20 protein-coding genes are annotated in these 23096 nt (G+C 72.0%); 19 read left to right on the top strand and 1 reads right to left on the bottom strand.

Annotated elements, in window-relative coordinates; genetic code table 11:
* Nucleotides 1-121: 121 nt before the first annotated feature.
* Entirely contained in the window at nt 122-1117 is a 996-nt protein-coding gene (locus HNR23_RS12535) for an AAA family ATPase (RefSeq protein WP_184075754.1), read from the bottom strand.
* A gap of 291 nt (nt 1118-1408) precedes the next feature.
* Between HNR23_RS12535 and mraZ the strand changes: the two genes are divergently transcribed.
* The 19 genes from mraZ (at nt 1409) to HNR23_RS12440 (ending at nt 23063) form a co-directional block, all read left to right on the top strand.
* Nucleotides 1409-1837, top strand: coding sequence for a division/cell wall cluster transcriptional repressor MraZ (mraZ, locus tag HNR23_RS12530; RefSeq protein WP_184075753.1), 429 nt, complete (start codon nt 1409-1411; stop codon nt 1835-1837).
* A gap of 243 nt (nt 1838-2080) precedes the next feature.
* Nucleotides 2081-3091, top strand: coding sequence for a 16S rRNA (cytosine(1402)-N(4))-methyltransferase RsmH (gene rsmH / locus HNR23_RS12525; protein ID WP_184075752.1), 1011 nt, complete (start codon nt 2081-2083; stop codon nt 3089-3091).
* Nucleotides 3088-3543 carry a hypothetical protein gene (locus HNR23_RS12520; protein ID WP_184075751.1) on the top strand — a complete coding sequence of 152 codons (456 nt, stop codon included), beginning with the start codon at nt 3088-3090 and terminating at the stop codon, nt 3541-3543. Before rsmH ends, HNR23_RS12520 begins: the two co-directional genes overlap by 4 nt.
* A gap of 52 nt (nt 3544-3595) precedes the next feature.
* Entirely contained in the window at nt 3596-5572 is a 1977-nt protein-coding gene (locus HNR23_RS12515; protein WP_184075750.1) for a penicillin-binding transpeptidase domain-containing protein, read from the top strand.
* A gap of 139 nt (nt 5573-5711) precedes the next feature.
* Nucleotides 5712-7280 (top strand): UDP-N-acetylmuramoyl-L-alanyl-D-glutamate--2,6-diaminopimelate ligase, encoded by a 1569-nt coding sequence (locus tag HNR23_RS12510; RefSeq protein WP_184080246.1) that lies wholly within the window; start codon nt 5712-5714, stop codon nt 7278-7280.
* 425 nt (nt 7281-7705) lie between these two features.
* The gene (locus tag HNR23_RS12505) at nt 7706-9121 is read left to right on the top strand and encodes a UDP-N-acetylmuramoyl-tripeptide--D-alanyl-D-alanine ligase (protein ID WP_184075749.1); all 1416 of its coding nucleotides are present in this window, start codon (nt 7706-7708) and stop codon (nt 9119-9121) included.
* A 41-nt stretch (nt 9122-9162) separates the two neighbouring features.
* Nucleotides 9163-10173: a phospho-N-acetylmuramoyl-pentapeptide-transferase gene (mraY, locus tag HNR23_RS12500; protein WP_221308597.1), complete on the top strand. Its 1011-nt coding sequence runs from the start codon at nt 9163-9165 to the stop codon at nt 10171-10173.
* A 98-nt stretch (nt 10174-10271) separates the two neighbouring features.
* Nucleotides 10272-11651, top strand: a complete 1380-nt coding sequence (murD, locus tag HNR23_RS12495) for a UDP-N-acetylmuramoyl-L-alanine--D-glutamate ligase (protein WP_343070752.1) — start codon at nt 10272-10274, stop codon at nt 11649-11651.
* A 153-nt stretch (nt 11652-11804) separates the two neighbouring features.
* Complete coding sequence (gene ftsW / locus HNR23_RS12490) at nt 11805-13169, top strand: putative lipid II flippase FtsW (RefSeq protein ID WP_184075746.1); 1365 nt, start codon at nt 11805-11807, stop codon at nt 13167-13169.
* Nucleotides 13166-14329 (top strand): undecaprenyldiphospho-muramoylpentapeptide beta-N-acetylglucosaminyltransferase, encoded by a 1164-nt coding sequence (murG, locus tag HNR23_RS12485; protein ID WP_184075745.1) that lies wholly within the window; start codon nt 13166-13168, stop codon nt 14327-14329. Before ftsW ends, murG begins: the two co-directional genes overlap by 4 nt.
* Nucleotides 14326-15765 (top strand): UDP-N-acetylmuramate--L-alanine ligase, encoded by a 1440-nt coding sequence (gene murC / locus HNR23_RS12480; protein WP_184075744.1) that lies wholly within the window; start codon nt 14326-14328, stop codon nt 15763-15765. The genes murG and murC overlap by 4 nt, the downstream gene beginning before the upstream one ends.
* 86 nt (nt 15766-15851) lie before the next feature.
* Entirely contained in the window at nt 15852-16556 is a 705-nt protein-coding gene (locus tag HNR23_RS12475) for an FtsQ-type POTRA domain-containing protein (RefSeq protein ID WP_184075743.1), read from the top strand.
* A gap of 439 nt (nt 16557-16995) precedes the next feature.
* Entirely contained in the window at nt 16996-18399 is a 1404-nt protein-coding gene (gene ftsZ, locus HNR23_RS12470; RefSeq protein WP_184075742.1) for a cell division protein FtsZ, read from the top strand.
* A gap of 135 nt (nt 18400-18534) precedes the next feature.
* Nucleotides 18535-19263 (top strand): peptidoglycan editing factor PgeF, encoded by a 729-nt coding sequence (pgeF, locus tag HNR23_RS12465; RefSeq protein ID WP_184075741.1) that lies wholly within the window; start codon nt 18535-18537, stop codon nt 19261-19263.
* Nucleotides 19260-19997 (top strand): YggS family pyridoxal phosphate-dependent enzyme, encoded by a 738-nt coding sequence (locus HNR23_RS12460; RefSeq protein WP_184075740.1) that lies wholly within the window; start codon nt 19260-19262, stop codon nt 19995-19997. The genes pgeF and HNR23_RS12460 overlap by 4 nt, the downstream gene beginning before the upstream one ends.
* 116 nt (nt 19998-20113) lie before the next feature.
* The gene (locus HNR23_RS12455; protein WP_184075739.1) at nt 20114-20641 is read left to right on the top strand and encodes a cell division protein SepF; all 528 of its coding nucleotides are present in this window, start codon (nt 20114-20116) and stop codon (nt 20639-20641) included.
* A 39-nt stretch (nt 20642-20680) separates the two neighbouring features.
* Complete coding sequence (locus HNR23_RS12450; RefSeq protein ID WP_184075738.1) at nt 20681-20974, top strand: YggT family protein; 294 nt, start codon at nt 20681-20683, stop codon at nt 20972-20974.
* 130 nt (nt 20975-21104) lie between these two features.
* On the top strand, nt 21105-21968 hold the full coding sequence (locus HNR23_RS12445) for a DivIVA domain-containing protein (RefSeq protein WP_184075737.1): 864 nt from the start codon (nt 21105-21107) through the stop codon (nt 21966-21968).
* A 60-nt stretch (nt 21969-22028) separates the two neighbouring features.
* The gene (locus tag HNR23_RS12440; protein ID WP_184075736.1) at nt 22029-23063 is read left to right on the top strand and encodes a hypothetical protein; all 1035 of its coding nucleotides are present in this window, start codon (nt 22029-22031) and stop codon (nt 23061-23063) included.
* Nucleotides 23064-23096: the final 33 nt, after the last annotated feature.

Genomic DNA, 23096 nt, shown 5'->3' with positions numbered 1-23096 from the left:
CGGGCCCGTCCGCCGCCCGTCCGCCTGCGAACGCCCCACCTCCCGGGCCGGGCGGCGTGCCGCCGTGCCGGGGGGAGCCGGTGGACGACACCGGACCGGGGCGTGTTCGGTGGATCATGTCCTAGCGGGGGCCGGGGATCGGTAGCCGGGCGACGAGGTCGGAGACGATGTGCTCGGTCGTGCGGCGCTCCATGTGGGCTTCGGGGGCGAGCAGTAGCCGGTGGGCGAGCACGGGCACGGCGAGCGCCTGGACGTCGTCGGGGACGACGTAGGCGCGCCCCTCCAATGCCGCGTACGCGCGTGCCGCCCGGATCAGGTGCAGGGTGGCCCGGGGCGAGGCGCCCAGGCGCAGTTCGGGGGCGGTCCGCGTGGCCGACACCAGGTCGACGGCGTAGCGGCGGATGCCGGGGGCGACGTGGATGGTCTGCACGTGGGCGACCATGGCCCGGATCTCGGCGGTGTCGGCGACCGGGGCGAGGCCGTCCAGGGGGGAGAGCGCCCCGTGGGTGTCGATCATGTCCAGCTCGGCCTGCGGGGTCGGGTACCCCACGGAGATCCGCGCCATGAAGCGGTCCCGCTGTGCCTCGGGCAGCGGGTAGGTGCCCTCCATGTCGGTCGGGTTCTGGGTCGCGATCACCATGAACGGGCGCTCCAGCCGACGCGTCTCGCCGTCCACGCTGACCTGCATCTCCTCCATGCATTCCAGCAGCGCCGACTGGGTCTTGGGGGAGGCCCGGTTGATCTCGTCGCCCAGCACGATGTTGGCGAAGACCGGGCCGGGGTTGAACTCGAACTCGTGACGCTCCTGGTGGTAGACGCTGACCCCGGTGATGTCGCTGGGCAGCAGGTCGGGGGTGAACTGGACCCGTTGCACCGAGCAGTCCACGGCCCGGCCGAGCGCCTTGGCGAGCATGGTCTTGCCGACACCGGGGATGTCCTCGATGAGCAGGTGGCCCTCGGCCAGCAGGACGGTCAGGGCCATCCGCACCACCTCGGGCTTGCCCTCGATGACCGTCTCCACCGCACGCCGGATCTGGTCGGCGACGACCAGGACGCCGCCGGTGTGGGAGGGACGGCCGTCGAACCCGTTCGTGTCGTATCGAGCGTCGAGCGACACCTCTCCCCTTTCCCCCGGACCCGCAACCAACGCACCCGAGGCTAACCCCAAAGCGGGGGAATGCACAGCGGTACCGACGGGCGACCCGGGGCCGTCCCCGCCTTCCCGCCCGCGGGCCGCGTAGGGCACACCCCCGGCGCACCACCCCCCTCAACCCCTTGTGACCTGCACATTCATCGGTTCGACAGCTCTGGAACGGCGGGTGATTCTGTTGACCGTGGGGGAGAGTGGAGTACAGTGGGGCATCGTGGGGCGGGAGACCGCCCCCGCAGGGCTGGGGAGGTGGTGCCGGTGTTCCTCGGCACCCACGCACCCCGCCTCGACACGAAGGGGCGCTTGTTCCTTCCGGCGAAGTACCGCGACGAACTGTCGGGGGGACTGGTGATCACGAAGGGTCAGGAGCGCTGCCTCTACGTCTTTCCGATGGCGGAGTTCGAGCGCATCACCGAGGCCCTGCGCGCGGCGCCGGTCACCGCCAAGGCGGTTCGCGACTACAGCCGCGTCTTCTTCGCCAGCGCGTCCGATGAGGTCCCCGACCGGCAGGGCCGGATCACCATCCCGCCCCACCTGCGGGGCTACGCGGGCCTGGACCGCGACTGCGTCGTCATCGGAGCCAACACGCGCCTGGAGATCTGGGACGCGCGGGCCTGGGCCGATTACGAGGCCGACCAGGAGCAGGTGTTCGCGGATCTGGCGGAGGAGGTGTTGCCGGGGGTGTGAGTGACGTGGCGGCACCGCGTCGACGGCCACGGCCGGCGGCCGCGGTCGGCGCGACGCCACCGCCGTCAAGTGTCCAGTCCGGAACCAGGGCCTTCAGACGCGACCGGAGGCCAGCTGGCACAGCTTCCCCGGTGCCAGGTGGCGCACGTTCTCCGGGTAGCGTCTGGAGGCCGCCGGTCCGGACGGCCGCGGGTCCGGGGGGACGTCCGCGAGAACATCGACAACAAGGGGGGCACTGTGCTCATGGGGGACACGGTGGGAGACGCATCGGGAGACGCCGCGGCGGCACACGTTCCGGTCATGCTCGACCGGATCGTCGAGCTGCTCTCCCCGGCGCTGGAGCGCCCGGGGGCGGTATTCGTCGACGGCACACTCGGCCTCGGCGGCCACTCCGAGGCGATGCTCACCGCCCACCCCGGGCTGCGTCTGGTCGGCGTCGACCGCGACACCACCGCCCTGGACCGCAGCCGCCGGCGGCTCGCCCCGTTCGCCGGCCGCGTGGACTTCGCCCACGCCGAGTACGACGACATCCCCCGCGTCCTCGATGACCTCGGCATCACCGAGGTCCAGGGCGTCCTGCTGGACCTCGGGGTCTCCTCACCCCAGCTCGACGAGGCCGAGCGCGGCTTCGCCTACTCCTACGACGCCCCGCTCGACATGCGGATGGACCGCACCCAGGAGCTCACCGCGGCCGACGTCGTCAACACCTACTCCGCCGCCGAACTCGCCCGCATCCTCCGCGACTACGGCGAGGAGCGCTTCGCCGCGCGCATCGCCCACACCATCGTGCGTGAACGCATCCGGCACCGTATCGACTCCACCCGGCTGCTGGCCGACCTCGTACGCGAGTCCATCCCCGCCGCCACCCGCCGCACCGGCGGCAACCCGGCCAAGCGCACCTTCCAGGCGCTGCGCATCGAGGTCAACGCCGAGCTGGCGATCCTGGAGCGCACCCTGCCCGCCGCCATCGGGCGGCTGGCCGTGGGCGGGCGGATCGCCGTGCTGTCCTACCACTCCCTGGAGGACCGGCTCACCAAGCGCGCCCTGGCCGCTCTCGCCACCGACACCACCCCGCCCGACCTGCCCGTCCCGCTCCCCGACGCCCAGCCCGAACTACGACTCCTCACCCGCGGCGCCGAGCAGCCCTCCGCGGACGAGAGCGAAGGCAACCCCCGCGCCGCCTCGGCCCGGCTCCGGGCCGCCGAGCGGGTCAGAGCGGCACGGGGCCGAGTGGGGAGGCGAACACATCCATGAGCACCACCACCGACGGCCGGGCGCGGGGCAGAGCCCGCACCCGCACCGCCACATCCGGACGCACCCGCGCCCCGGAACGCAAGCGCACCCCGGACGGCACCCGCCCCGCGCCCGAACGCACATCGGCGCCCCAGCGCCGGCCTGCGTCGCGGGCACCGCGGATGCCGTTCGTCCTGCTCGTGCTCGGCCTGCTCGGCGGGGCGATGATCAGCCTGCTCACGTTGCGCACCGTGCTGATCGAGGACGCCTTCGCCATCACCGAGCTGGAGCAGGAGTACCGCGACCTGTCCCACCAGGAGGAGGCGCTGCGCGAGGACGTGATCGCGCTGGAGGCGCCCGACCGCATCGCATCGGAGGCCGAGGCGATGGGTATGGAGCCCGGCGACGCGCCGCTGTTCATCGATCTGCGTACCGGAACGGTCAACGGCGACCCCGAGGCGGGCACACCGTGACGGGGCGTCGTGCGGGCGCCGGGAGGAGAAGACCGACCGCTAGGAGACATGGGTGAGTCCGTCGCGCGACGGGCGGTCTCGCGACCCCCGCCGTCCCGCCTCCTCGGGGCGGTCCGGCCGCGGGTCCGCCGCCAAGGACGGTCGCCAGGAGCGCCCACGCGCCTCCGGTGGCGGCGAGCCGCAGCGCCGCCGGACCCGCCGGAGCCCTGCCGGTTCCGGCCCGGCTCGGCCCGGGGCGGCAGCGCGCCCCCGCGGCGACGGCGGGCCCTCGGGCCCCGCCCCGCCCCCGCGCCGCCGCTTCCGCCTCGTCAACCCGCAGCGGCGGATCAAGCTCTCACTGGTCATGATGGTCGTGATCATGCTGGTGTTCGCCGGTCGGCTGATCCAGATCCAGGGCATCGAGGCCGAGAGGTATGCCGCTGCCGCCGAGCAGCAGCGGCGGACCACCATCGACATCCCGACCACCCGCGGTGCGATCACCGACATCAACGGCAACCCGTTCGCGATGTCGGTCGAGTCCCGCCTCGTGTTCGTCGACCCCACCGAGATCCGCGCCGACCAGCGCGGCGAACTCATCGGCGAACTCTCCGAGCGCTTCGGTCTGGACACCGACGCCGTCGCCGCCAAGGTCGACGCCACCCCCAGCCGCTACCAGGTGATCGAGCAGAACGTGCCCCCCCAGGAGTGGAAGGACCTGGCCGCGCACGGCTTCCAGGGCCTGGGCGCCATGGTCGACTACAAGCGGATCTACCCGGACGAGACCGGCGCCGCCGATCTGATCGGCTTCACCAACGCCGAGGGCCAGGGCGCCGAGGGGCTGGAGGCCGTGCTGGACACCACGCTGGCCGGGGAGGCCGGGCGCCAGCAGGTCGACCTCGCCGCCTCCGGCACCCAGATCCCCATGGCCGGGGGGCTGGCCAAGGACCCGGTGCCCGGCAAGGACGCGCGGCTCACCCTCGACCAGGACGTGCAGTGGCACGCCGAGCAGGCCATCGCCGAACGCTCCGAGGAGCTGGAGGCCGACGGCGGCAGCGTGATCGTCATGCGCCCCGACGGGGAGATCGTGGCGATGGCCGACTACCCCACCTACTCACCGCAGGACATCGACTCCTCCACCGCCGAGGAGCGCTCCAACGGCGCGGTGGCGGAGGCGTTCGAGCCCGGCAGTACCAACAAGGTCATCACCGCGGCCGGGGCCCTGGAGGAGGGGCTCACCACGCCCGACACGGTCTACACCGTCCCCTACTCCATCCAGCGCTACGACCGCACCTTCAAGGACGACCACTTTCACGAGACCGAGCGGATGACGCTCAACGGGATCATCGCCAAGTCCAGCAACGTCGGCACCATCCAGGTCGGCGAGCAGCTGGGCAAGGACCGCCTCTACACCTACCTGGGCAAGTTCGGGATCGGCCAGCCCACCGGGCTGGACCTGCCCGGCGAGAACGCCGGGATCCTGACCGACCCCGACGACTGGTGGGGCACCCAGCTCCCGTCGATCTCGTTCGGACAGGGCCTGTCGGTCAACGCCGTGCAGATGGCTAGCGTGTACGCGACCGTCGCCAACGACGGAGTGCGGGTCGAACCGCACGTACTCGCCGGGACCGTCGACGAGGACGGCGAGTTCACCCCGGCCCCCGACGCCAAGAAGGAGCGCGTCATCAGCAAGGAGACCGCCGACGAGCTCAAGCTCATGCTGGAGGCGGTCACCGGTGAGGACGGCACCGCCGAGAAGGCCCGGATCCCCGGCTACCGGGTGGCCGGGAAGACCGGCACCGCCAACCGGGTCGATCCGGAGACCGGCTCCTACAAGGGCGGTGGCCACACCTCCTCGTTCGTCGGCTTCGCCCCCGCCGACGACCCGCAGCTCATCGTCCAGGTGGTGCTGCACAACCCGAAGAAGGAGTACTACGCCGGCAAGGCGGCCGCGCCGGTCTTCACCGACGTGATGACGTTCGCGCTGAAGTCCCTGAAGATCGATTCGACCGGCACCGACGCGCCCAACATCCGCCTCATGGAGAACGAGTGACGCCCCGCCGGACCCGCGGGCCCGGCGGAGCTCTCCCGGCGCGCTGCGACGAACCCCACACGCGGCCGCCCGGGTGTGCCATTCTCGGAATTAACCTTCCGACGATCCCAGCCGATAGCCTCTCGACGTGCCACCGGTAATGCGACCTGACCAGAATCGACTCCGCCCGCTGTCCGACCTCGTCCGCCTGCTCGGGCCGGGCGTGCTCGCCGGACCCGCCGACCATGAGCCGGTCGGCGGCGGAGCCCAGCCCGATGTGACCGAGACGACGATCACCGGGATCACCCATGACTCGCGCAGTGTGCGGCCCGGCGACATCTACGCCGCCCTGCCCGGCCTGACCCGGCACGGCGCCGACTTCGCCGCGCAGGCCGCTGCGTCCGGCGCCGCCGCGATCCTCACCGACCCCTCCGGCGCCGAGCGTGCCGCGCAGACCGGGCTTCCCGTCCTGTCCGTCACCGATCCGCGCACCCGCCTGGGAGAGGTGTCCGCCTGGGTGTACGGCAACGCCGCCGAGGAGCTCCTGCTCATCGGGACGACCGGCACCAGCGGCAAGACCACCGTCACCTACCTCGTGGAGTCCGGGCTGCGCGCCGCCGGGCGTCACACCGGCCTCGTCGGCACCGTCGAGATGCGGGTGGGCGACGAGCGCGTCGACTCCTCGCTGACCACCCCGGAAGCCACCGACCTGCATGGCCTGTTCGCCGTGATGCGGGAGAACGGCGTCACCGCCGCCGCGATGGAGGTTTCCAGCCACGCCCTGGCGATGGGCCGCGTCGGCGGCACCGCCTACGACGTGGCGATCTTCACCAACCTCTCCCAGGACCACCTGGACTTCCACGCCGACCTGCGCGACTACTTCGACACCAAGGCGCGGCTGTTCACCCCCGAGTACGCCAAGGTCGCCGTGGTCAACCGGGACGACAAGTTCGGCCGCGCCCTCATCGACATGGTCGGAGCCCGCGGTGCGATCCCGGTCACCACCTTCTCCTCCGAGGGCGATCCCGAGGCCGACTGGCGCGCGCTCGACGTGCGGCTGTCCGCCGACGGCAGCACCTTCCGCCTGGTCGGACCCGGCGGGATGGAGGCCGACGCCGCGGTTCGGCTGCCCGGCCCGTTCAACGTGTCCAACGCCATGGCCGCCATCGTCGGCCTCGTCGAGGCCGGGGTCCCGATGCACACCGCGGTCGAAGGGGTGGCCGCGGCATCGGGCGTTCCCGGGCGCATGGAACCCGTCGACGAGGGCCAGGACTTCACCGCCCTGGTCGACTACTCGCACAAGCCCGGCGCGATCGAGGCCGTGCTCGGCTCGCTGCGGGAGATCACCGACGGCCGCCTCACCATGGTCGTGGGCTGCGGCGGCGACCGCGACCGGGCCAAGCGCCCGCTGATGGGCGAGGCCGCCGCCCGGCTCGCCGACGCCGTCGTCTTCACCGACGACAACCCCCGCAGTGAGGATCCGATCACGATCGTGCACAGCATGCTGGAGGGCGTCGCCAAGGTGCCCGAGGACCAGCGCGCCCGCATCACGGTCGAGCCCGACCGGGCCACTGCCATCGAGACCGCGGTCCGCCGGGCCCGGCCGGGCGACGTCGTCGTCGTCGCGGGCAAGGGCCACGAGCGCGGCCAGTACGTCCGCGGCGAGGTGCTGCCCTTCGACGACCGGGAGGTGCTGCGCGACGCCCTGCGTCGGCTGGCACACGACTGAGCGCCCGGCCGCGCGGCCCCCCGTCCACGTCGCGTCCGTTGATCTCGGCGGCGTGCACCGAGCACTCACGGATCGGTACACGCCGCCCAGATCGGTGTGGATCCGGTGTGGTTCCGGTGTGGTTCCGATGTGGCCGCGGGGGCGCGCACGGCCGGACGGCCCGCGACGGTCTCCCTCATGACGGGCGATACGGTCGTGAGAGGCGAAGACATGGACAGGTGATCACGGATCGGTCGTGATCCGGCCTGGGCGCAACCCCTGCGGCCCAACATGTTCTAAGGTTAGGTCCGGCAATCGCAGCCCGGCTCCGTGGCGTGCTGACGCCGCTCCCAAGTAGACGAGTACCGCGCTTCCCCGCATTCGCGCCGTCTGTTCCCGGGAGCGCCACAGGCGCGGAGGACCGGGCCCCGACATGAGGAGTGGATTTGATCGCGCTGACGCTCGATCGGATCGCTGAGATCACCCAATCCCGGTTAAGCGGATCGGCGCGTGCAGCGGAGATCGTCAACGGCCCGGTCGTGATCGACTCGCGGCAGGCCCGGTCCGGCTCGCTGTTCGTCGCCTTCACCGGCGAACACGTCGACGGCCACGACTACGCCCGCGCCGCCGTCGAGGCGGGAGCGGTGGCGGTCCTGGCGTCCCGGCCGGTCGACGCCCCGCACCTGCTGGTCGACGGAGGCGACGAGGGGGTCCAGGCCGCCCTGGGACGCCTCGCGCGGGCCGTCGCCCACGAGCTGGCCGACACCGACATCATCAGCGTCACCGGATCGTCCGGCAAGACCACCACCAAGGACCTGATGGCCCAGGTGCTGGCGCACAGCGGGGCCACGCTGGCCACCCAGGGTTCGTTCAACAACGAGATCGGCCACCCGCTGACCGTGCTGCGCGCCGAAGAGGCGACCCGCTACATGGTCCTGGAGGTCGGGGCGCGCGGCACCGGGCACATCGCCTACCTGTGCTCGCTGGCCCCGCCGCGCATCGGCGTGGTGCTCAACGTGGGCAGCGCCCACCTGGGCGAGTTCGGGAGCCGCGGGGCCATCGCCCAGGCCAAGGGCGAGCTGGTCGAGGCGCTGCCCGCGGCGGCCGACGGCGGGCTCGCGGTGCTCAACGCCGACGACGACGCCGTGATCGGCATGGCCGACCGCACCAAGGCGCGCGTGGTCACCTACGGGACCTCCGCCGGCGCCGACGTGCGGGCCACGGACGTCGAGCTCGACGCCCTGGGCCGGGCCGCGTTCACCCTGGAGGTCGGCGGCCGCACCGCACCGGTGCGCCTCGCACTGGTGGGTACCCACCAGGTGCACAACGCGCTGGCCGTCGCAGCCGTCGCCGCGGAGGCGGGGATGGGCGTCGACGCCATCGCCGCCGCGCTGGGCCAGGCCGACCCGGTCAGCAGGTGGCGCATGGAGGTCGACGAGCTGGACGGCGGTATCACGGTCGTCAACGACGCCTACAACGCCAACCCCGAGTCCATGGCCGCGGCGCTGCGGACGCTCGGCAGGCTCGGGGAGAACCGGCGGTCGTTCGCCGTCCTCGGGCAGATGGCCGAACTGGGAGCGGAGCGGCACCGCGCCGAGCACGAAGCCGTCGGCCGCCTCGCGGCCGAAGCCGGGGCCGCCGGGATCATCGTCGTCGGGGACGAGGCCGCGCCCATCGCCGATGGTGCACACAGCGTGCAGGGGTGGCCGGGGGAGACCGTCAGGGTCCCCGACGCGGCGGCCGCCACGTCGGCGCTGCGTGAGCGCCTGCGGGCAGGAGACGTCGTCATGCTGAAGGGATCGCGCGTGGCCGGGCTGGAACGGGTCGCCGAGCTGCTCAAGTCCGGGGGGGACGCCAAGTGACCGGCATTCTGATCGCTTCGGCGCTCTCACTCATCTTCTCCATGGCGCTCATGCCGATGGTGATCCGGATCCTGTACCGGTTCAAGTTCGGCCAGGAGGTGCGCGACGACGGCCCCGAAGGCCACAAGACCAAGCAGGGCACGCCCACGATGGGCGGCATCGTCATCATCCTCGGCGCGGTCATCGGCTACTTCGGTTCGCACCTGGCGCTGATGACCCGGCCGACGGTGTCCGGGCTGCTGGTGATGTTCCTCTTCGTCGGCATGGGCTGCGTCGGCTTCCTCGACGACTTCATCAAGATCTACAAGCGCCGCAGCCTGGGCCTGCGCAGCGGCGCGAAGATGCTCGGCCAGACCGTCGTGGGCGTCGGCTTCGCCATCGGCGTCACCCAGTTCCCCAACGGCTACGGCTACACGCCGGCGTCCCCGCAGCTGTCCTTCCTGCGCGACTTCGGACCGCCGCTGATGCTCGGCGTGTTCGTGATCTGGGCGCTGTTCCTCATCGTCGGCTTCTCCAACGCGGTGAACCTCACCGACGGGCTCGACGGCCTGGCCACCGGCGCGACGATCCTCTCCCTGGTCGCCTACGTCATCATCGGCAACTGGCAGCTGCGGCAGAGCTGCGTCCAGGCGCTCGAACCCAGCTGCTACCCGGTGCGCGACCCGCTCGACCTCGCGGTCGTCGCGGCGGCGGCCCTCGGCGGGTGTATCGGCTTCCTCTGGTACAACGCGCCGCCGGCCAAGATCTTCATGGGCGACACCGGCTCACTGGCGCTGGGCGGCCTCATCGTCGGCCTCGCCATCACCACCCGCACCCAGCTGCTGCTGCTCATCATCGGCGGCCTGTTCGTGCTCATCACCCTGTCGGTGATGATCCAGATCACCTCGTTCCGGCTCACCGGAAAACGGGTGTTCCGGATGGCGCCACTGCAGCACCACTTCGAACTCAAGGGCTGGGCCGAGACGACCATCGTCATCCGGTTCTGGATCATCCAGGGCCTGTTCGTCGGGGTCGGCATCGGCCTGTTCTACCTGGAATGGATGCCGAGATAAGCGTGAGCGAGAACCCTGACAGCACTGCCGCCGCTTCCGGCACCGAGGGGACCGCGGGCCGGACCGCCGCGTTCTCGGCCGGGCTCGGCGGGCGCGCCGTGTGCGTCGCCGGGATCGGGGTGTCCGGCCCGCCGGTGGCCCGCGTCCTGCTCGCCCGCGGCGCGCAGGTGACCGTCGTCGACGGCCGCGACGACGCGGCCGCCCGCCGGGTGGCCGAGGAGCTGCGCTCCGAGGGCGCCCGGGTGGAGCTCGGCGCCGCCGACGGCCCGCCTCCCGGGACCGACCTGGTGGTCACCTCGCCCGGCTGGCGGCCCGACTCCCCGCTGCTGGCGGCCGCCGCCGCAGCCGGTATCGAGGTCATCGGCGACGTCGAACTGGCCTGGCGGCTCAAGCCCGCCGATCAGGTCTGGCTGGCCGTCACCGGCACCAACGGCAAGACCACGACCGTGCGGATGCTGGAGGCGATGCTGCGGGCCGACGGCCGCGACGCCGTGGCGGTCGGGAACGTCGGCACCCCCGTCATCGAGGCCGCGCTGCCCGACGAGTCGGGGAACCGAGCCGACATCCTCGCCGTCGAGCTGTCCAGCTTCCAGCTGCACTGGTCGTCCTCGCTGCGCCCGCACGCCGCGACCGTCCTCAACGTCGCCCCCGACCACCTCGACTGGCACGGCGGTCTGGAGCCCTACGCCCAGGCCAAGGGCCGCGTCTTCGCCCCCGGCACGCTCCGGGTCGCCAACACCGCCGACGAGTGGTCGCTGCGGCTGGCCCGCGCGGGCGACACCGACGCACCGCTGGTCGGCTTCAGCCTGGACACGCCGCGCCCCGGCGAACTGGGCGTGGTGGAGAACCTGCTGGTCGACCGGGCGTTCGTCGACGACCCGAGGCACAGTGCCGAAGAGCTCGCGACACTGGCCGACGTGGTTCCGGCGGCGCCGCACAACGTCGCCAACGCCCTCGCGGCGGCCGCCCTGGCCCGGTCGGTGGGCGTCGCCCCGGCGTCCGTCCGGGCCGGCCTGGCGGGCTTCGCGCCCGAACCGCACCGCATCGCCTACGTGGCCGCAGTCGGCGGCGCCGACTACGTCGACGACTCCAAGGCCACCAACCCGCACGCCGCCGCGGCCTCCCTGGCCGCCTATGCCTCCATCGTGTGGGTGGCCGGGGGCCTGCTCAAGGGCGCCGACGTCGAGGACCTGGTGCGTACCGCCGCGCCCCGGCTGCGCGCCGCCGTGCTGCTGGGCCGCGACCGGGCCCGACTGCGCGAGGCCCTGGCGGCCCACGCCCCGGACGTCCCGGTGACCGACATCGCCGACACCGACGGGCACACCGCCATGGCCGCGGCCGTCGAGGCGGCGGCGGCCATGGCGCGGGAGGGCGACACCGTACTGCTGGCCCCGGCGGCCGCGTCGATGGACATGTTCGACGACTACAACGTCCGTGGCGACGCCTTCGGCGACGCCGTCCGCAAGCTCGGCGGCTGACGCCCCGCCCCGGCCGCCGCGGAGATGTGGCCGGGGCCACCCCGCCCCTTCCGGAAAACCGCCCAACACGCGCGAAATGTCCTACGAGCTCGGGCTTTCAGCCGCCAGACTTGGTCGACGCCGGGTGAAACGGGGCGTGGGTGGAGGTGACGCATGGCGGTGTCGACATCGGTCTCCTCCGCCGGGAAGGGCGATCAGCGGGGAGGCGGTGCGCTCGGCCGCGGGATGGCGCGGGCGCGGGAGCTGCCGCAGGTGCTGAACCGCCCGCTGACCTCCTACTACCTGATCTTCGGCAGCAGCGCGCTGCTGATCGCGCTCGGCCTGGTCATGGTGTGGTCGTCGTCGATGGTCGACTCCTACACCGAGACCGGGTCGGCCCTCTCCCTGTTCCGCAAGCAGGTCGTGGCCGCGGCCATCGGGCTTCCGCTGCTGGTGGTCGCCTCCCAGCTCCCGCTCCGGGTACTGCGGGTGATCGGCTACCCCGCGATGATCGTCTCGGTCGCGCTGCTGATCATCACCATGTTCAAGGGCGAGGAGTACGGCGCCGGGGCGATGCGGTGGCTGGAGATCGGCGGAGTGACCGTGCAGGCCTCCGAGCCGGCCAAGCTCGCGTTCGCGATGTGGGGCGCCAACGTGCTGGCCCGCAAGGAGGAGCTCAAACAGCTCACCGACTGGCGCCAGCTGCTGATGCCGCTGCTGCCCGGCTGCGGCGTGCTGGTACTCCTGGTTCTCATCGGCACCGACCTGGGCACCTCCTTTGTGCTGCTGACGATCTTCCTGTCGCTGCTGTGGGTCGTGGGCGCCCCCACGCGGCTCATCGCCGGGATGATCGGGCTGGTGGCAGCGCTCGCCGCGATCATGATCGCCGTCGAACCGTTCCGCAAGGGCCGCCTCACCTCGTTCCTCAACCCCGAGGCCGATCCCACCGGCGCCGGGTACCAGCTGCTGCACGGCCTGTACGCGCTGGGCAGCGGCGGGGTGTTCGGCCGCGGCATCGGCGGCAGCTTCGAGAAGTGGGGTGTCCTGCCGCACCCGGAGAGCGACTTCATCTTCGCGATCATCGGCGAGGAGCTCGGGCTGATCGGAACCCTCCTCGTCGTCGGACTGTTCGGCGTCCTCGGCTACGCTGGTCTACGCGTCGCCTCGCGGGCCAAGGAGCCGTTCGTCCGGCTGGCCGCGACCTCGCTGACCGCCTGGATCGTGGTCCAGGCCATGGTCAACATCGGGACGGTCATCGGGCTCATGCCCATCACGGGCATTCCGCTCCCCCTGGTCTCCGCCGGGGGGTCGTCGCTGATCCCGACCATGCTGGCGCTGGGGGTGCTGCTCGCGCTCGCGAAGAACGAGCCCGCCGCCCGCAGGGCCTTGGCCGCTCGCGGTCCGAGCCGGGCGCAAAGGGCTCTAAGCTGGCTTGGCCTGGACAATGCCGGGCCCGGAGGGAAAACCGGGAGGGCGGCGCAGGCGAAGAACGGATCGCGTCCGACGCAGGTTCAAGCGAGGAGGAATCGGCGACGATGAGGGTAGCCCTCGCCGGAGGTGGAACGGCCGGGCATATCGAGCCCGCGCTCTCCCTGGCCGATGCGCTGCGGCGTATCGACCCGAACACCCAGATCGTGTGTCTGGGGACCGAGCGGGGACTGGAGACCCGCCTTGTCCCAATGCGGGGGTATGAGCTGGGGGAGATCCCCGCCGTGCCCCTGCCCCGCAAGCTCACCCCCAAGCTGCTGTCGGTCCCGGGCAAGCTCGCGGGCGCCGTCAGCGCGGCCAGCGCCCACCTCGACCGGATCCAGGCCGAGGTGCTCGTCGGCTTCGGCGGCTATGTCGCCACCCCCGGCTACCTGGCGGCCCGCCGCCGCCGGATCCCGATCGTCATCCACGAGGCCAACCCGCTGCCCGGGCTGGCCAACCGCCTCGGCGCCCGGCTGACCCCGCACGTCTTCACCGGACACCCGCACACCGAGATCCGCAACGGGCGCTACATCGGCATCCCGCTGCGCGAGCAGATCTCCAAGCTCGACCGGCTCAGCATGGGCGACAAGGCGCGGGCGTTCTTCGGGCTCCGCCCCGACCTGCCCACGCTGCTCATCTTCGGCGGCTCCCAGGGCGCACAGGCGGTCAACCAGGCCGCCTTCGACTCCGCCGAGGCGTTTCGCGCCGCCGGCGTGCAGGTGCTGCACGTCGTGGGCCCGAAGAACGCCGAGGAGCCCCAGGACCTCACCCGCGAGGGCGTCCCGTACGTCGCCGTCCCCTACGTCGACCGCATGGACATGGCCTACGCCGCCGCCGACATGGCCATGTGCCGCTCCGGCGCGCTCACGTGCGCCGAGCTCACCGCGGTCGGCCTGCCGGCGACCTTCGTCCCGCTGCCCATCGGCAACGGCGAGCAGCGGCTCAACGCCGAGCCGATCGTGGAAGCCGGAGGCGGCCTGATGGTCGCCAACGCCGACCTCACCCCCCAGTGGATCCAGCAGCACCTCATCCCGCTGCTCACCGACACCGACCGCATCGTCGCCATGTCCGAGGCCGCCGCCAAGATGGGCCGCCGCGACGCCGACGAGGCGCTGGCCCGCGAGGTCATGGCCGTGGCCAAGGGCGGAGCCGTTCCGGAGACCCCGGTCGACGACTTCGAGGTCGAGACGGACACCGGGACCTACGCCGACGGGAAGGACGCCACGTGAGCCTGGTCCCCACGACCGAGCCCGTCCCCGTCGCCGAACTGGGCCGGGTCCACTTCCTCGGCATGGGCGGGGTCGGCATGTCCGGCATCGCGCGGATCCTGCTCCAGCGCGGCGTCGAGGTGTCCGGCAGCGACGCCAAGGACAGCGCGCTCCTGCGCGAACTGGAGGACCTGGGCGCCCGGGTGCACGTCGGGCACGCCGCCGACCAGCTCGGCGACGCCGACACCCTGGTGCTCTCCTCCGCCGTGCGCGAGGACAACCCCGAGCTGCTCCGCGCCCGCGAGCGCGGCATCCGGGTGCTGCCCCGCGCCGCCGCACTGGGCGCGCTGCTGCTCGACCGCACGGGCGTCGCCGTCGCCGGGACCCACGGCAAGACGACCACGACCTCGATCCTCACCGTCGTGCTCCAGGAGATGGGCGCCGAACCCGGCTATGTCATCGGAGGCAAGCTCGTCACCACCGGGCTGGGCGCCGACGCCGGAGCCGGCGACGTCATGGTCGCCGAGGCGGACGAGAGCGACGGCTCGTTTCTGATGCTGTCGCCCGAGATCGCCGTGGTTACCAACGTCGAGGCCGACCACCTCGACAACTACGGCGGCCTTGAGGAGATCCACGCCAACTTCGCGTCCTTCGTCGACCGTGTCGGCTCCACCCTGGTCATCGGCATCGACGACCCCGGTGCGCGCAAGGTCGCCGAGGTCGCCCGTGAGCGCGGCAAGCGGGTGCGCACCTACGGCGAGGCACCCGAGGCCGACTACCGGGTCTCCGACATCGCGGCCCGCGGCTTCGCCACCGCCTTCACCCTCACGCCGCCCGGCGGCGACCCCCTGGCCTGCGCCGTCGCCGTGCCCGGTCGGCACAACGTGCTCAACGCCGCGGCGGCCGTCGCCGTCGCCGACGAGCTCGGCCACGACCCCGAGGTCGCCGTCGAGGGCCTGTCCGCCTTCACCGGCGCCGCCCGCCGGTTCGAGCCCAAGGGCGAGGCGCGGGGCGCCGCCGTCTATGACAGCTACGCCCACCACCCCACCGAGATCGCGGCCGACCTGGAAGCCGCCCGTGCGGCGCTTGCCTCACGCGAGGCCACCGCGGCGCAGGAGGGGCCCGGGCGGATCATCGCGGTATTCCAGCCGCACCTGTACAGCCGCACGCGGATCTTCGCCCAGGAATTCGCCGAGGCCCTCACCATGGCCGACGAGGTCGTCGTACTCGGCGTCTACGCGGCGCGCGAGGCCCCCGAGCCCGGTGTCGACGCGCGGCTCATCACCGACCGCATCGGCCACGACCGGGTGCACTACCGTCCGGAGCGCTCCGATGCGGTCGCCACGGCCGCGTCCCTGGCCAGACCGGGTGACATCGTGCTCACCATGGGTGCCGGGGACATCACCGAGCTGGGCCCCCACATCGTCGCGGCGATGGCGGACGCGGCGGAGGAGTAGCGGGGCGCGCCGGAGGACCACGGCGGAGGGGAGCGGTGGACGTGGAGCGTCGGCGGCCGGGGGCAGCGGCGGGAACGGCCCCAAGCGTGCGCAAGCCGCAGGGAGCCGGATCGTCCGACCCGTGGAAGGCGGCATTCGTCACCCTGCTCGTCGTCGCCCTGCTGGCCGTGGTGATCTGGCTCCTACTCGGCTCGCGTCTACTGGTGGTGCGCGACATCCAGGTCACCGGGGTCGACCGGCTCTCCGAGGCGGCTGTCGTGGAGGCGCTGGGGGTGCCCACGGGCACCCCCCTGGCCCGGGTCGACACCGGGGCCGCCGCGCACCGGGCCGCCGAACTGCGGCTGGCCGAGTCGGTGGAGGTGACCCGCGTGTGGCCGTCCACCCTGCGGGTGGACGTCGCCGAGCGCACCCCGAAGCTGGCCCTCCGGGAGGGCGGCGGCTACCGGCTGGTGGACCAGGACGGCGTGCGCATAGCCGACGCCGACGCCCGGCCGGGCGGCTTCCCCCTCGTCACCATCAGGGGCGAGGTCGAGGGCAACCCGGGCATCGAGGCGGCGGCAGCGGTCGCCGAGGAGCTGCCCGAGGACGTCCTGGCCAAGGTCGACACCATCGCGGCGGACGCCCCTGCGACACTCGTCCTGCGGCTCGGCGACGGCGCGGAGGTCACCTGGGGCGATGGCGAGCGCGCCGAGGAGAAGGGCGAAGTACTCGCGGTGCTGCTGCGGGAGCACCCCTCCAGCGCGGAGCGCCGCTACGACGTCAGCGCCCCCGATGTCGCAGTGGTCCGCTAGTCGGTGGTTGCGGTCGGCCGCCGTGTCCGGAACCGGCCGGGTAAGAACGCGTCGGAACACGCCACCGGACATTCCAGACGCGACGCGCCGGGTGCGCACATCGCCTCTTCACGCGACACGCCGTTAGGCTGAACTCGTGGTTAGTTGCCCCTCGGAAGGCCGCGGCCTACTGTCGGGAAGCACTACCTTTGGTTGACATAAGTATGGACGCGAAGCGTTAGTGGCGAATGGGACCGGGACCAAGCCGATGCACCGGTCTTCCCCGGCCCCGGACCCCACGGGACCCCCACCGGTCGAGTGCCGGCCCGCGGGGTCCGCGAACACGAAAGACTGTAGAACCGGACGACCGGCCGCCCGGGCCGCCCGGCGGGGAGCGCGGAAGACCCCCGCACGGCGGCGACGGCGCGGTCGGCGGATGCGAGCGGAAAGGCCCCTCGTCGTGGCAGCACCGCAGAATTACCTCGCGGTCATCAAAGTCGTCGGTATCGGCGGCGGCGGCGTCAACGCCGTCAACCGGATGATCGAAGAGGGACTCAAGGGCGTCGAGTTCATCGCCATCAACACCGACGCTCAGGCGCTGCTCATGAGCGATGCCGACGTCAAACTCGACGTCGGCCGCGAACTCACCCGCGGGCTGGGCGCGGGTGCCAACCCCGATGTGGGGCGCAAGGCGGCCGAGGACCACCGGGAGGAGATCGAGGAGGTCCTCAAGGGGGCCGACATGGTCTTCGTGACCGCCGGCGAAGGCGGTGGCACCGGCACCGGCGGCGCGCCCGTCGTCGCCAACATCGCCCGCTCGCTGGGCGCGCTGACCATAGGCGTCGTCACCCGCCCGTTCGGGTTCGAGGGCAAGCGCCGCGCCACCCAGGCCGAGGCCGGGATAGCGATGCTGCGCGAAGAGGTCGACACGCTCATCGTGATCCCCAACGACCGCCTGCTGTCCATCTCCGACCGCCAGGTCAGCGTGCTGGACGCGTTCAAGGCGGCCGACCAGGTGCTCCTCTCCGGTGTCCAGGGCATCACCGACCTCATCACCACACCCGGCCTGATCAACCTCGACTTCGCCGACGTGAAGTCGGTGATGTCCGGCGCCGGCTCGGCCCTCATGGGCATCGGGTCGGCACGGGGCGACGACCGCGCCGTCGCCGCGGCCGAGATGGCCATCTCCTCCCCGCTGCTGGAGGCCAGTATCGACGGCGCCCACGGCGTGCTGCTGTCCATCCAGGGCGGGTCCGACCTCGGCCTCTTCGAGATCAACGAGGCGGCGCAGCTCGTCGCGAACTCCGCGGCCCCGGAGGCCAACATCATCTTCGGCGCGGTCATCGACGACGCCCTCGGCGACGAGGTGCGGGTCACGGTCATAGCGGCCGGGTTCGACGAGCCGCGCAGCGAGGCCATCAACCCGCCGCGGGCGAGCACCGCGGCGGCCGCGCCGCGCTCCGACCCGCCCGCCGAGCCCGCGCCGCCGAGAGCCCCGGCGCCGTCGGCGGCCGCCGAGCCGCGGCCGGAGCCCGCCCCCGAGCCGAAGCCCGAGCCCGTCCGCGAGGAGCGGCCACGCCCCGAGGCGTCCGCCCCCGCCGTGCGGCCCGAGCCGGAGCCGGAGCCAGAGCCGGTGCGCGCCGAAGAGCCTCCCGCGCCCGAGCCCGCCGAGCCGGAGGACGACATCGACCGGAACGAGCAGCAGCAGCGGGCCCGGAACATCCGCGCCGTCAACGACAGCGGTTACGTCCGGGGGACCGGCACCGAGGGGTCCTACCCCCGCGGCGGGGATATCCCCACCCCGCGGCGCCGCGTCATCTTCGACGACCCCGATGACCTGGATGTCCCGGACTTCCTCAAGTAACGGTCCGCGCGAGCCGAGGAATCGGCGGTCACGGCAGGTAACGATACGTACCGGTACCGGCGGCGGGGCATCCCGCCGCCGGTACCCTTTTGCACGTTCTCCCTCCTTCTCCCGCCTGTGAGGAACAGTCCGACGATGAGTGCCACGATCGAGATGGGACCGGGTGTCCGCGCCGGGTTCACCCAGCGCTACGACGGAGGGGTCAGCACCGCGCCGTACGACACGCTCAATCTCGGCATGGGTACCTCCGACGCCCCCGGGGCCGTCGCCGAGAACCGGCGCGTCGCCGCCGCCCGGTTCGGCTTCGACCCCGACCGCGTGGTCTGGATGAACCAGGTCCACAGCGCCGACGTCGCCGTAGTCGACGCCCCCGGCGACGCCGGGAAGGTCGACGGCGTCGTGACGACGCGCCCCGACCTGGTGCTGGCCACTCTGGCCGCCGACTGCCTGCCGATCCTCGCCGCCGACGGCGCGGCCGGGGTCATCGGCGCCGCCCACTCGGGTCGGCTGGGCACCGCCGCGGGCGTGGCCCCGGCGATGGTGGCCGCGATGGTCGGGCAGGGCGCGGACCCGGCGCGGATCACGGTCGCGCTGGGACCCTCCATCTGCGGGCGGTGCTACGAGGTGCCGCCGGAGATGCAGGAGGAGGTGGCGCGGCGCTCTCCGGAGGGCGCCAGCCGCACCCGGCGGGGGACCACCGGTGTGGACCTGCGCGCCGCGGTGACCGCGCAGCTGCGCACGACCGGAATCGGCCACATCACGGCCGACGAGCGCTGCACCCTGGAGAGCTCCGAGCTGTTCTCGCACCGGCGCGACGCCCCGACCGGCCGCCTGGCCGGCTTCATCTGGCGGGAGGCGAGATGACCCGGGACGGACAGGTGGCCGGGCCGCGGACCGACCGGATCCGGTCGCACCTCCTGGCCCTGCGCGAACGCGTGGCGACGGCCTGTGAGAAGGCGGACCGGAACCCCGGCGATGTGACCATCATCGCTGTGACCAAGACCTATCCGGCCTCCGACGTGCGGATCCTGGCGGAACTCGGGCTCACCGACGTCGGCGAGAACCGCGACCAGGAGGCCGGCCCGAAGGCCGCGGAGTGCAGTGGCCTGGGCCTCACCTGGCACTTCATCGGTCAGCTGCAGACCAACAAGGCGCGGTCGGTGGCGCGCTACGCCGACGTCGTCCACTCGGTGGACCGCGGCCGCCTCGTCCGAGCCCTGGGGAAGGGCGCCCGCGCGGAGGGCCGCGAGCTGACCTGCCTGGTCCAGGTCGACCTGGACCCGGAGTCGGCCGTCGGCGTGCTGGGGCCGCGCGGCGGGGTGGACCCTCGCGACGCCCTGTCGGTCGCCGGGGAGATCGAGGCCGAGGGCGGGCTGTCGGTGGGCGGCGTCATGGCCGTCGCCCCGCGCGAGGGCGACCCCGGCACGGCGTTCGCCCGGCTCCACCAGGTCGCCTCCGAGATCCGGGATCGCTACCCTCGGGCCAGGGTGATCTCGGCCGGTATGAGCGGAGATCTGGAGGCCGCCATCGAACACGGCGCGACACACCTGCGGGTGGGCACGGCGTTGCTCGGTGATCGTGGCCCGATCGTGGGGTAATGTCCCCACATGGACCTTGGCGCCCATCTGTCGAGTTCGCCCACCAGGGCGGACCTGGGCTAATAGGTGAAAAGTCATCTGCGGTGCAGCACCACAGGGACGACGGAGGACAAGAGATGGCCGGCGCGATGCGCAAGATGGCGGTCTACCTCGGCCTCGTGGAGGACGACCGCTACGATCACCGCTATGCGGATGAATATGATGACTTCGACGACTTTGACGACGGGGTCGAGGACCGACGCGACCGCGAGCTCGACGCCCATGGCGGCGATCCTCGCTCCGACTCCGTGATGGACGCGGACGACTACGCCATGTCGGCGGCGGAGCGGCGCCCTGCGACCCACGGGATACCGTCGACCGCGGACCTGGCGCGGATCACGACGCTCCATCCTCGGACGTACAACGAAGCGCGTACTATCGGAGAGCATTTCCGAGAAGGCACCCCGGTGATCATGAACCTCACCGAGATGGTCGACAGCGACGCCAAGAGGCTGGTCGACTTCGCGGCGGGGCTGATCTTCGGGCTGCATGGCAGTATCGAGCGGGTGACCAACAAGGTGTTCCTGTTGTCCCCGGCTAATGTTGAGGTGACCGCTGAAGACAAGGCACGTATCGCTGAGCGAGGGTTCTTCAATCAGAGCTAGAGCAACGCAGACGTCCAGAGAGTGGGTCGGAGTTCGACCGTGAGCATCGTCCAGAGCGTCCTGATCGTCATCCTGCAGCTGTTCATGCTGGTGCTGATCGGCCGACTCGTCTTCGAACTCGTACAGTCGTTCGCCAGATCCTGGCGGCCCAGCGGGTTCGTGTTGGTACTGGCGGAGACGACGTATACGATCACCGACCCACCCTTGAAGTTCCTGCGCCGGTTCATCAGACCCGTACGTCTGGGGAGTGTGGCGCTGGACCTGAGCTTCACCGTCCTCTTTCTGTTCGTGGTGATCCTCATCCAGGTCGTGGCTTCGCTCCGGTTCATCTAGGACCGCCTCGGATGCCGGATGGGTAAGCTCCGGTTCCGCTATGTGGTCTTGGTCATGAACTGGATTGCCGTAAGGTCACGATCAGGTAGCGTCCCTACGGATAGAGTCCAAGCGCGCCAAGGAGACGAGCATGCCGCTGACACCCGCGGATGTACGCAATAAGCAGTTCAGTACGACCCGGCTACGACCGGGCTACGACGAGGAAGAGGTTGATGCCTTCCTCGACGAGGTCGAGTCCGAGCTCGACCGGTTGATCCAGGAGAACGAAGAGCTTCGCGGAAAGCTTGCGGAGTGCCTGCGCGGCAAGGTGCCCAACGCCGGGATGCAGGACTTCCAGCAGGCGCCCCAGGAGCCGCAGCTCGCTCCCGAGCCGGAGCCCGCCCCCGCGCCCCCGCCCCAGGTCGAGCAGCAGCCGATGCCGGCCATGGCCGCCCAGATGGGTCTCCCCGGTGCCGAGGAGAACATGGACACCGCCGCGCGGGTCCTCGCCCTCGCACAGCAGACCGCCGACCAGGCCATCTCCGACGCCCGCCGCGAGGCCGACGAGACCCTGGGCCGCGCGCGCCACGAGGCCGACGACATCCTCGGCAAGGCCCGCCGCCAGGCCGAGCAGATCGTCAACGAGGCCCGCGCCCGCTCCGAGAACCTCGACCGCGACGCCCAGGAGCGCCACCGCCAGGTCATGGGCTCCCTGGTGCAGCAGCGCGAGGAGCTGGAGCACAAGGTCAGCGAGCTGAAGGACTTCGAGCGCGAGTACCGCAGCCGACTGAAGGACTACTTCGAGCGCCAGCTGCGCGAACTCGCCGAGGGTGCCCAGGAGCCCGGCGCGCCGAACCCGAACACCACGGGCGGCTTCGCGACCATGCCTCCCACCGGTGGGGCACCGGGGATGGCGACTCCGGGCGGCGGTACCCCCGCGGGCAACCCGTTCGCCCAGCCCGAGCCGGTCCAGCACGGCGGATTCCACCAGGAGGCCCCGCACGAGCGTCGCTGACGCGCGGGACCCCTGTTCACGTGCACACCGCCAACCCGTGAGTAAAGGCGCTCTCTTCCCGTGTTCATCCTCAGCCTCGTCACGCTTGCGGCGGCTCTGGTCGTCATCGCGGCGGCCGTGGTACTCGTAGAGACGACACTGGTCTACATCGCCCTCGCGATGGGCGGCCTCGGTGCCGTTCTGCTGGCGATCGAGACGATCCGCCTCCGCAGGTACCTAGGCCTCCCAGGATGGAACGAACTCAGGGAGCGGGTGGCCTCGGCAGTTCAGGCCCGGCGGACGGACGGTTTGGGGAAGGCGTCCGTCCCCGCCGCGACCAGCCCCTCGGTCGCGGCGGTACCGGCCACTGCCACACCGGCGGTGAGCACCTCGGCTCATCCCGCACCGGCTCCCGCGCCGGTGCGGGATTCCGCGACCGCGGGTACGCGCCTGTGGCCGGGGCCTCCGGCCACGAGCACGTCCTCCGCACCGGCAGAGCCACAACCCGCGGCCCCGGCCGCACCCACGACCGAGAAGGCGGACGTCGCCGAAGAGGCTCCCGCCTTCCATTACGTGGTCCCGGAGAAGGCCACCCGGCCGCGTCCGGCCCCGGAACCGGAACCCGAGCCCGCCGCCGAGCCCGCTGAGGACGGCGCCGCGACGGGCACCGAGCCGACAGCGGAGGCCGAGCCGGAAGAGACCCGGCCCCGCCCCGTCGGCGCGCCCACCGACTCCACCGATACGGCTTCGGAACCGGACGAGCCCCAGAGCACCGAGGATGCGGAGGACTCCTTCTCCGCCTTCGTCGACCTCCTGCGCGAAGACTTCTCCGACGACCCGGACCCCGCCGAGAGCGAGCCCGCCTCGGACACCGCGGCGGAGGCAGCCGCACCGGAACCCACCCCATCGGAACCCATCCCGGTACCCGCCGCGGACGGCACCCCCGAAGCCGAGCCCCGGGAACCTGGGAACACCCCCGCCGCCGAGCCGCCGGCCGAGGAGCCGTCCCCCGAGGAGCCGCCGGCTGAGGAGCCGGACGGGAAGCGGGACGACGCTCCCACCGACGACGCCGACCCCGGCACCGGTGAGGCGGGCGGGCGACCCGGCCCCAGATGACCACGGGCGCCCATCGGGCGCAGCGGACATCAT

This window comes from Nocardiopsis mwathae, from assembly GCF_014201195.1.
GTDB lineage: Bacteria > Actinomycetota > Actinomycetes > Streptosporangiales > Streptosporangiaceae > Nocardiopsis_C > Nocardiopsis_C mwathae.
Note: the sequence above shows the minus strand (reverse complement) of the source record. Positions and strands in the feature narration are given on the sequence as shown.

What these genes read in the sequence shown, in the direction of transcription:
- rsmH (WP_184075752.1), top strand. Translation starts at nt 2,081, where the DNA reads ATGGGGGACACGGTGGGAGACGCATCGGGAGACGCCGCGGCGGCACAC.
- HNR23_RS12520 (WP_184075751.1), top strand. Translation starts at nt 3,088, where the DNA reads ATGAGCACCACCACCGACGGCCGGGCGCGGGGCAGAGCCCGCACCCGC.
- HNR23_RS12510 (WP_184080246.1), top strand. Translation starts at nt 5,712, where the DNA reads ATGCGACCTGACCAGAATCGACTCCGCCCGCTGTCCGACCTCGTCCGC.
- mraY (WP_221308597.1), top strand. Translation starts at nt 9,163, where the DNA reads ATGGCGCTCATGCCGATGGTGATCCGGATCCTGTACCGGTTCAAGTTC.
- ftsW (WP_184075746.1), top strand. Translation starts at nt 11,805, where the DNA reads ATGGCGGTGTCGACATCGGTCTCCTCCGCCGGGAAGGGCGATCAGCGG.
- murG (WP_184075745.1), top strand. Translation starts at nt 13,166, where the DNA reads ATGAGGGTAGCCCTCGCCGGAGGTGGAACGGCCGGGCATATCGAGCCC.
- pgeF (WP_184075741.1), top strand. Translation starts at nt 18,535, where the DNA reads ATGAGTGCCACGATCGAGATGGGACCGGGTGTCCGCGCCGGGTTCACC.
- HNR23_RS12460 (WP_184075740.1), top strand. Translation starts at nt 19,260, where the DNA reads ATGACCCGGGACGGACAGGTGGCCGGGCCGCGGACCGACCGGATCCGG.
- HNR23_RS12455 (WP_184075739.1), top strand. Translation starts at nt 20,114, where the DNA reads ATGGCCGGCGCGATGCGCAAGATGGCGGTCTACCTCGGCCTCGTGGAG.
- HNR23_RS12445 (WP_184075737.1), top strand. Translation starts at nt 21,105, where the DNA reads ATGCCGCTGACACCCGCGGATGTACGCAATAAGCAGTTCAGTACGACC.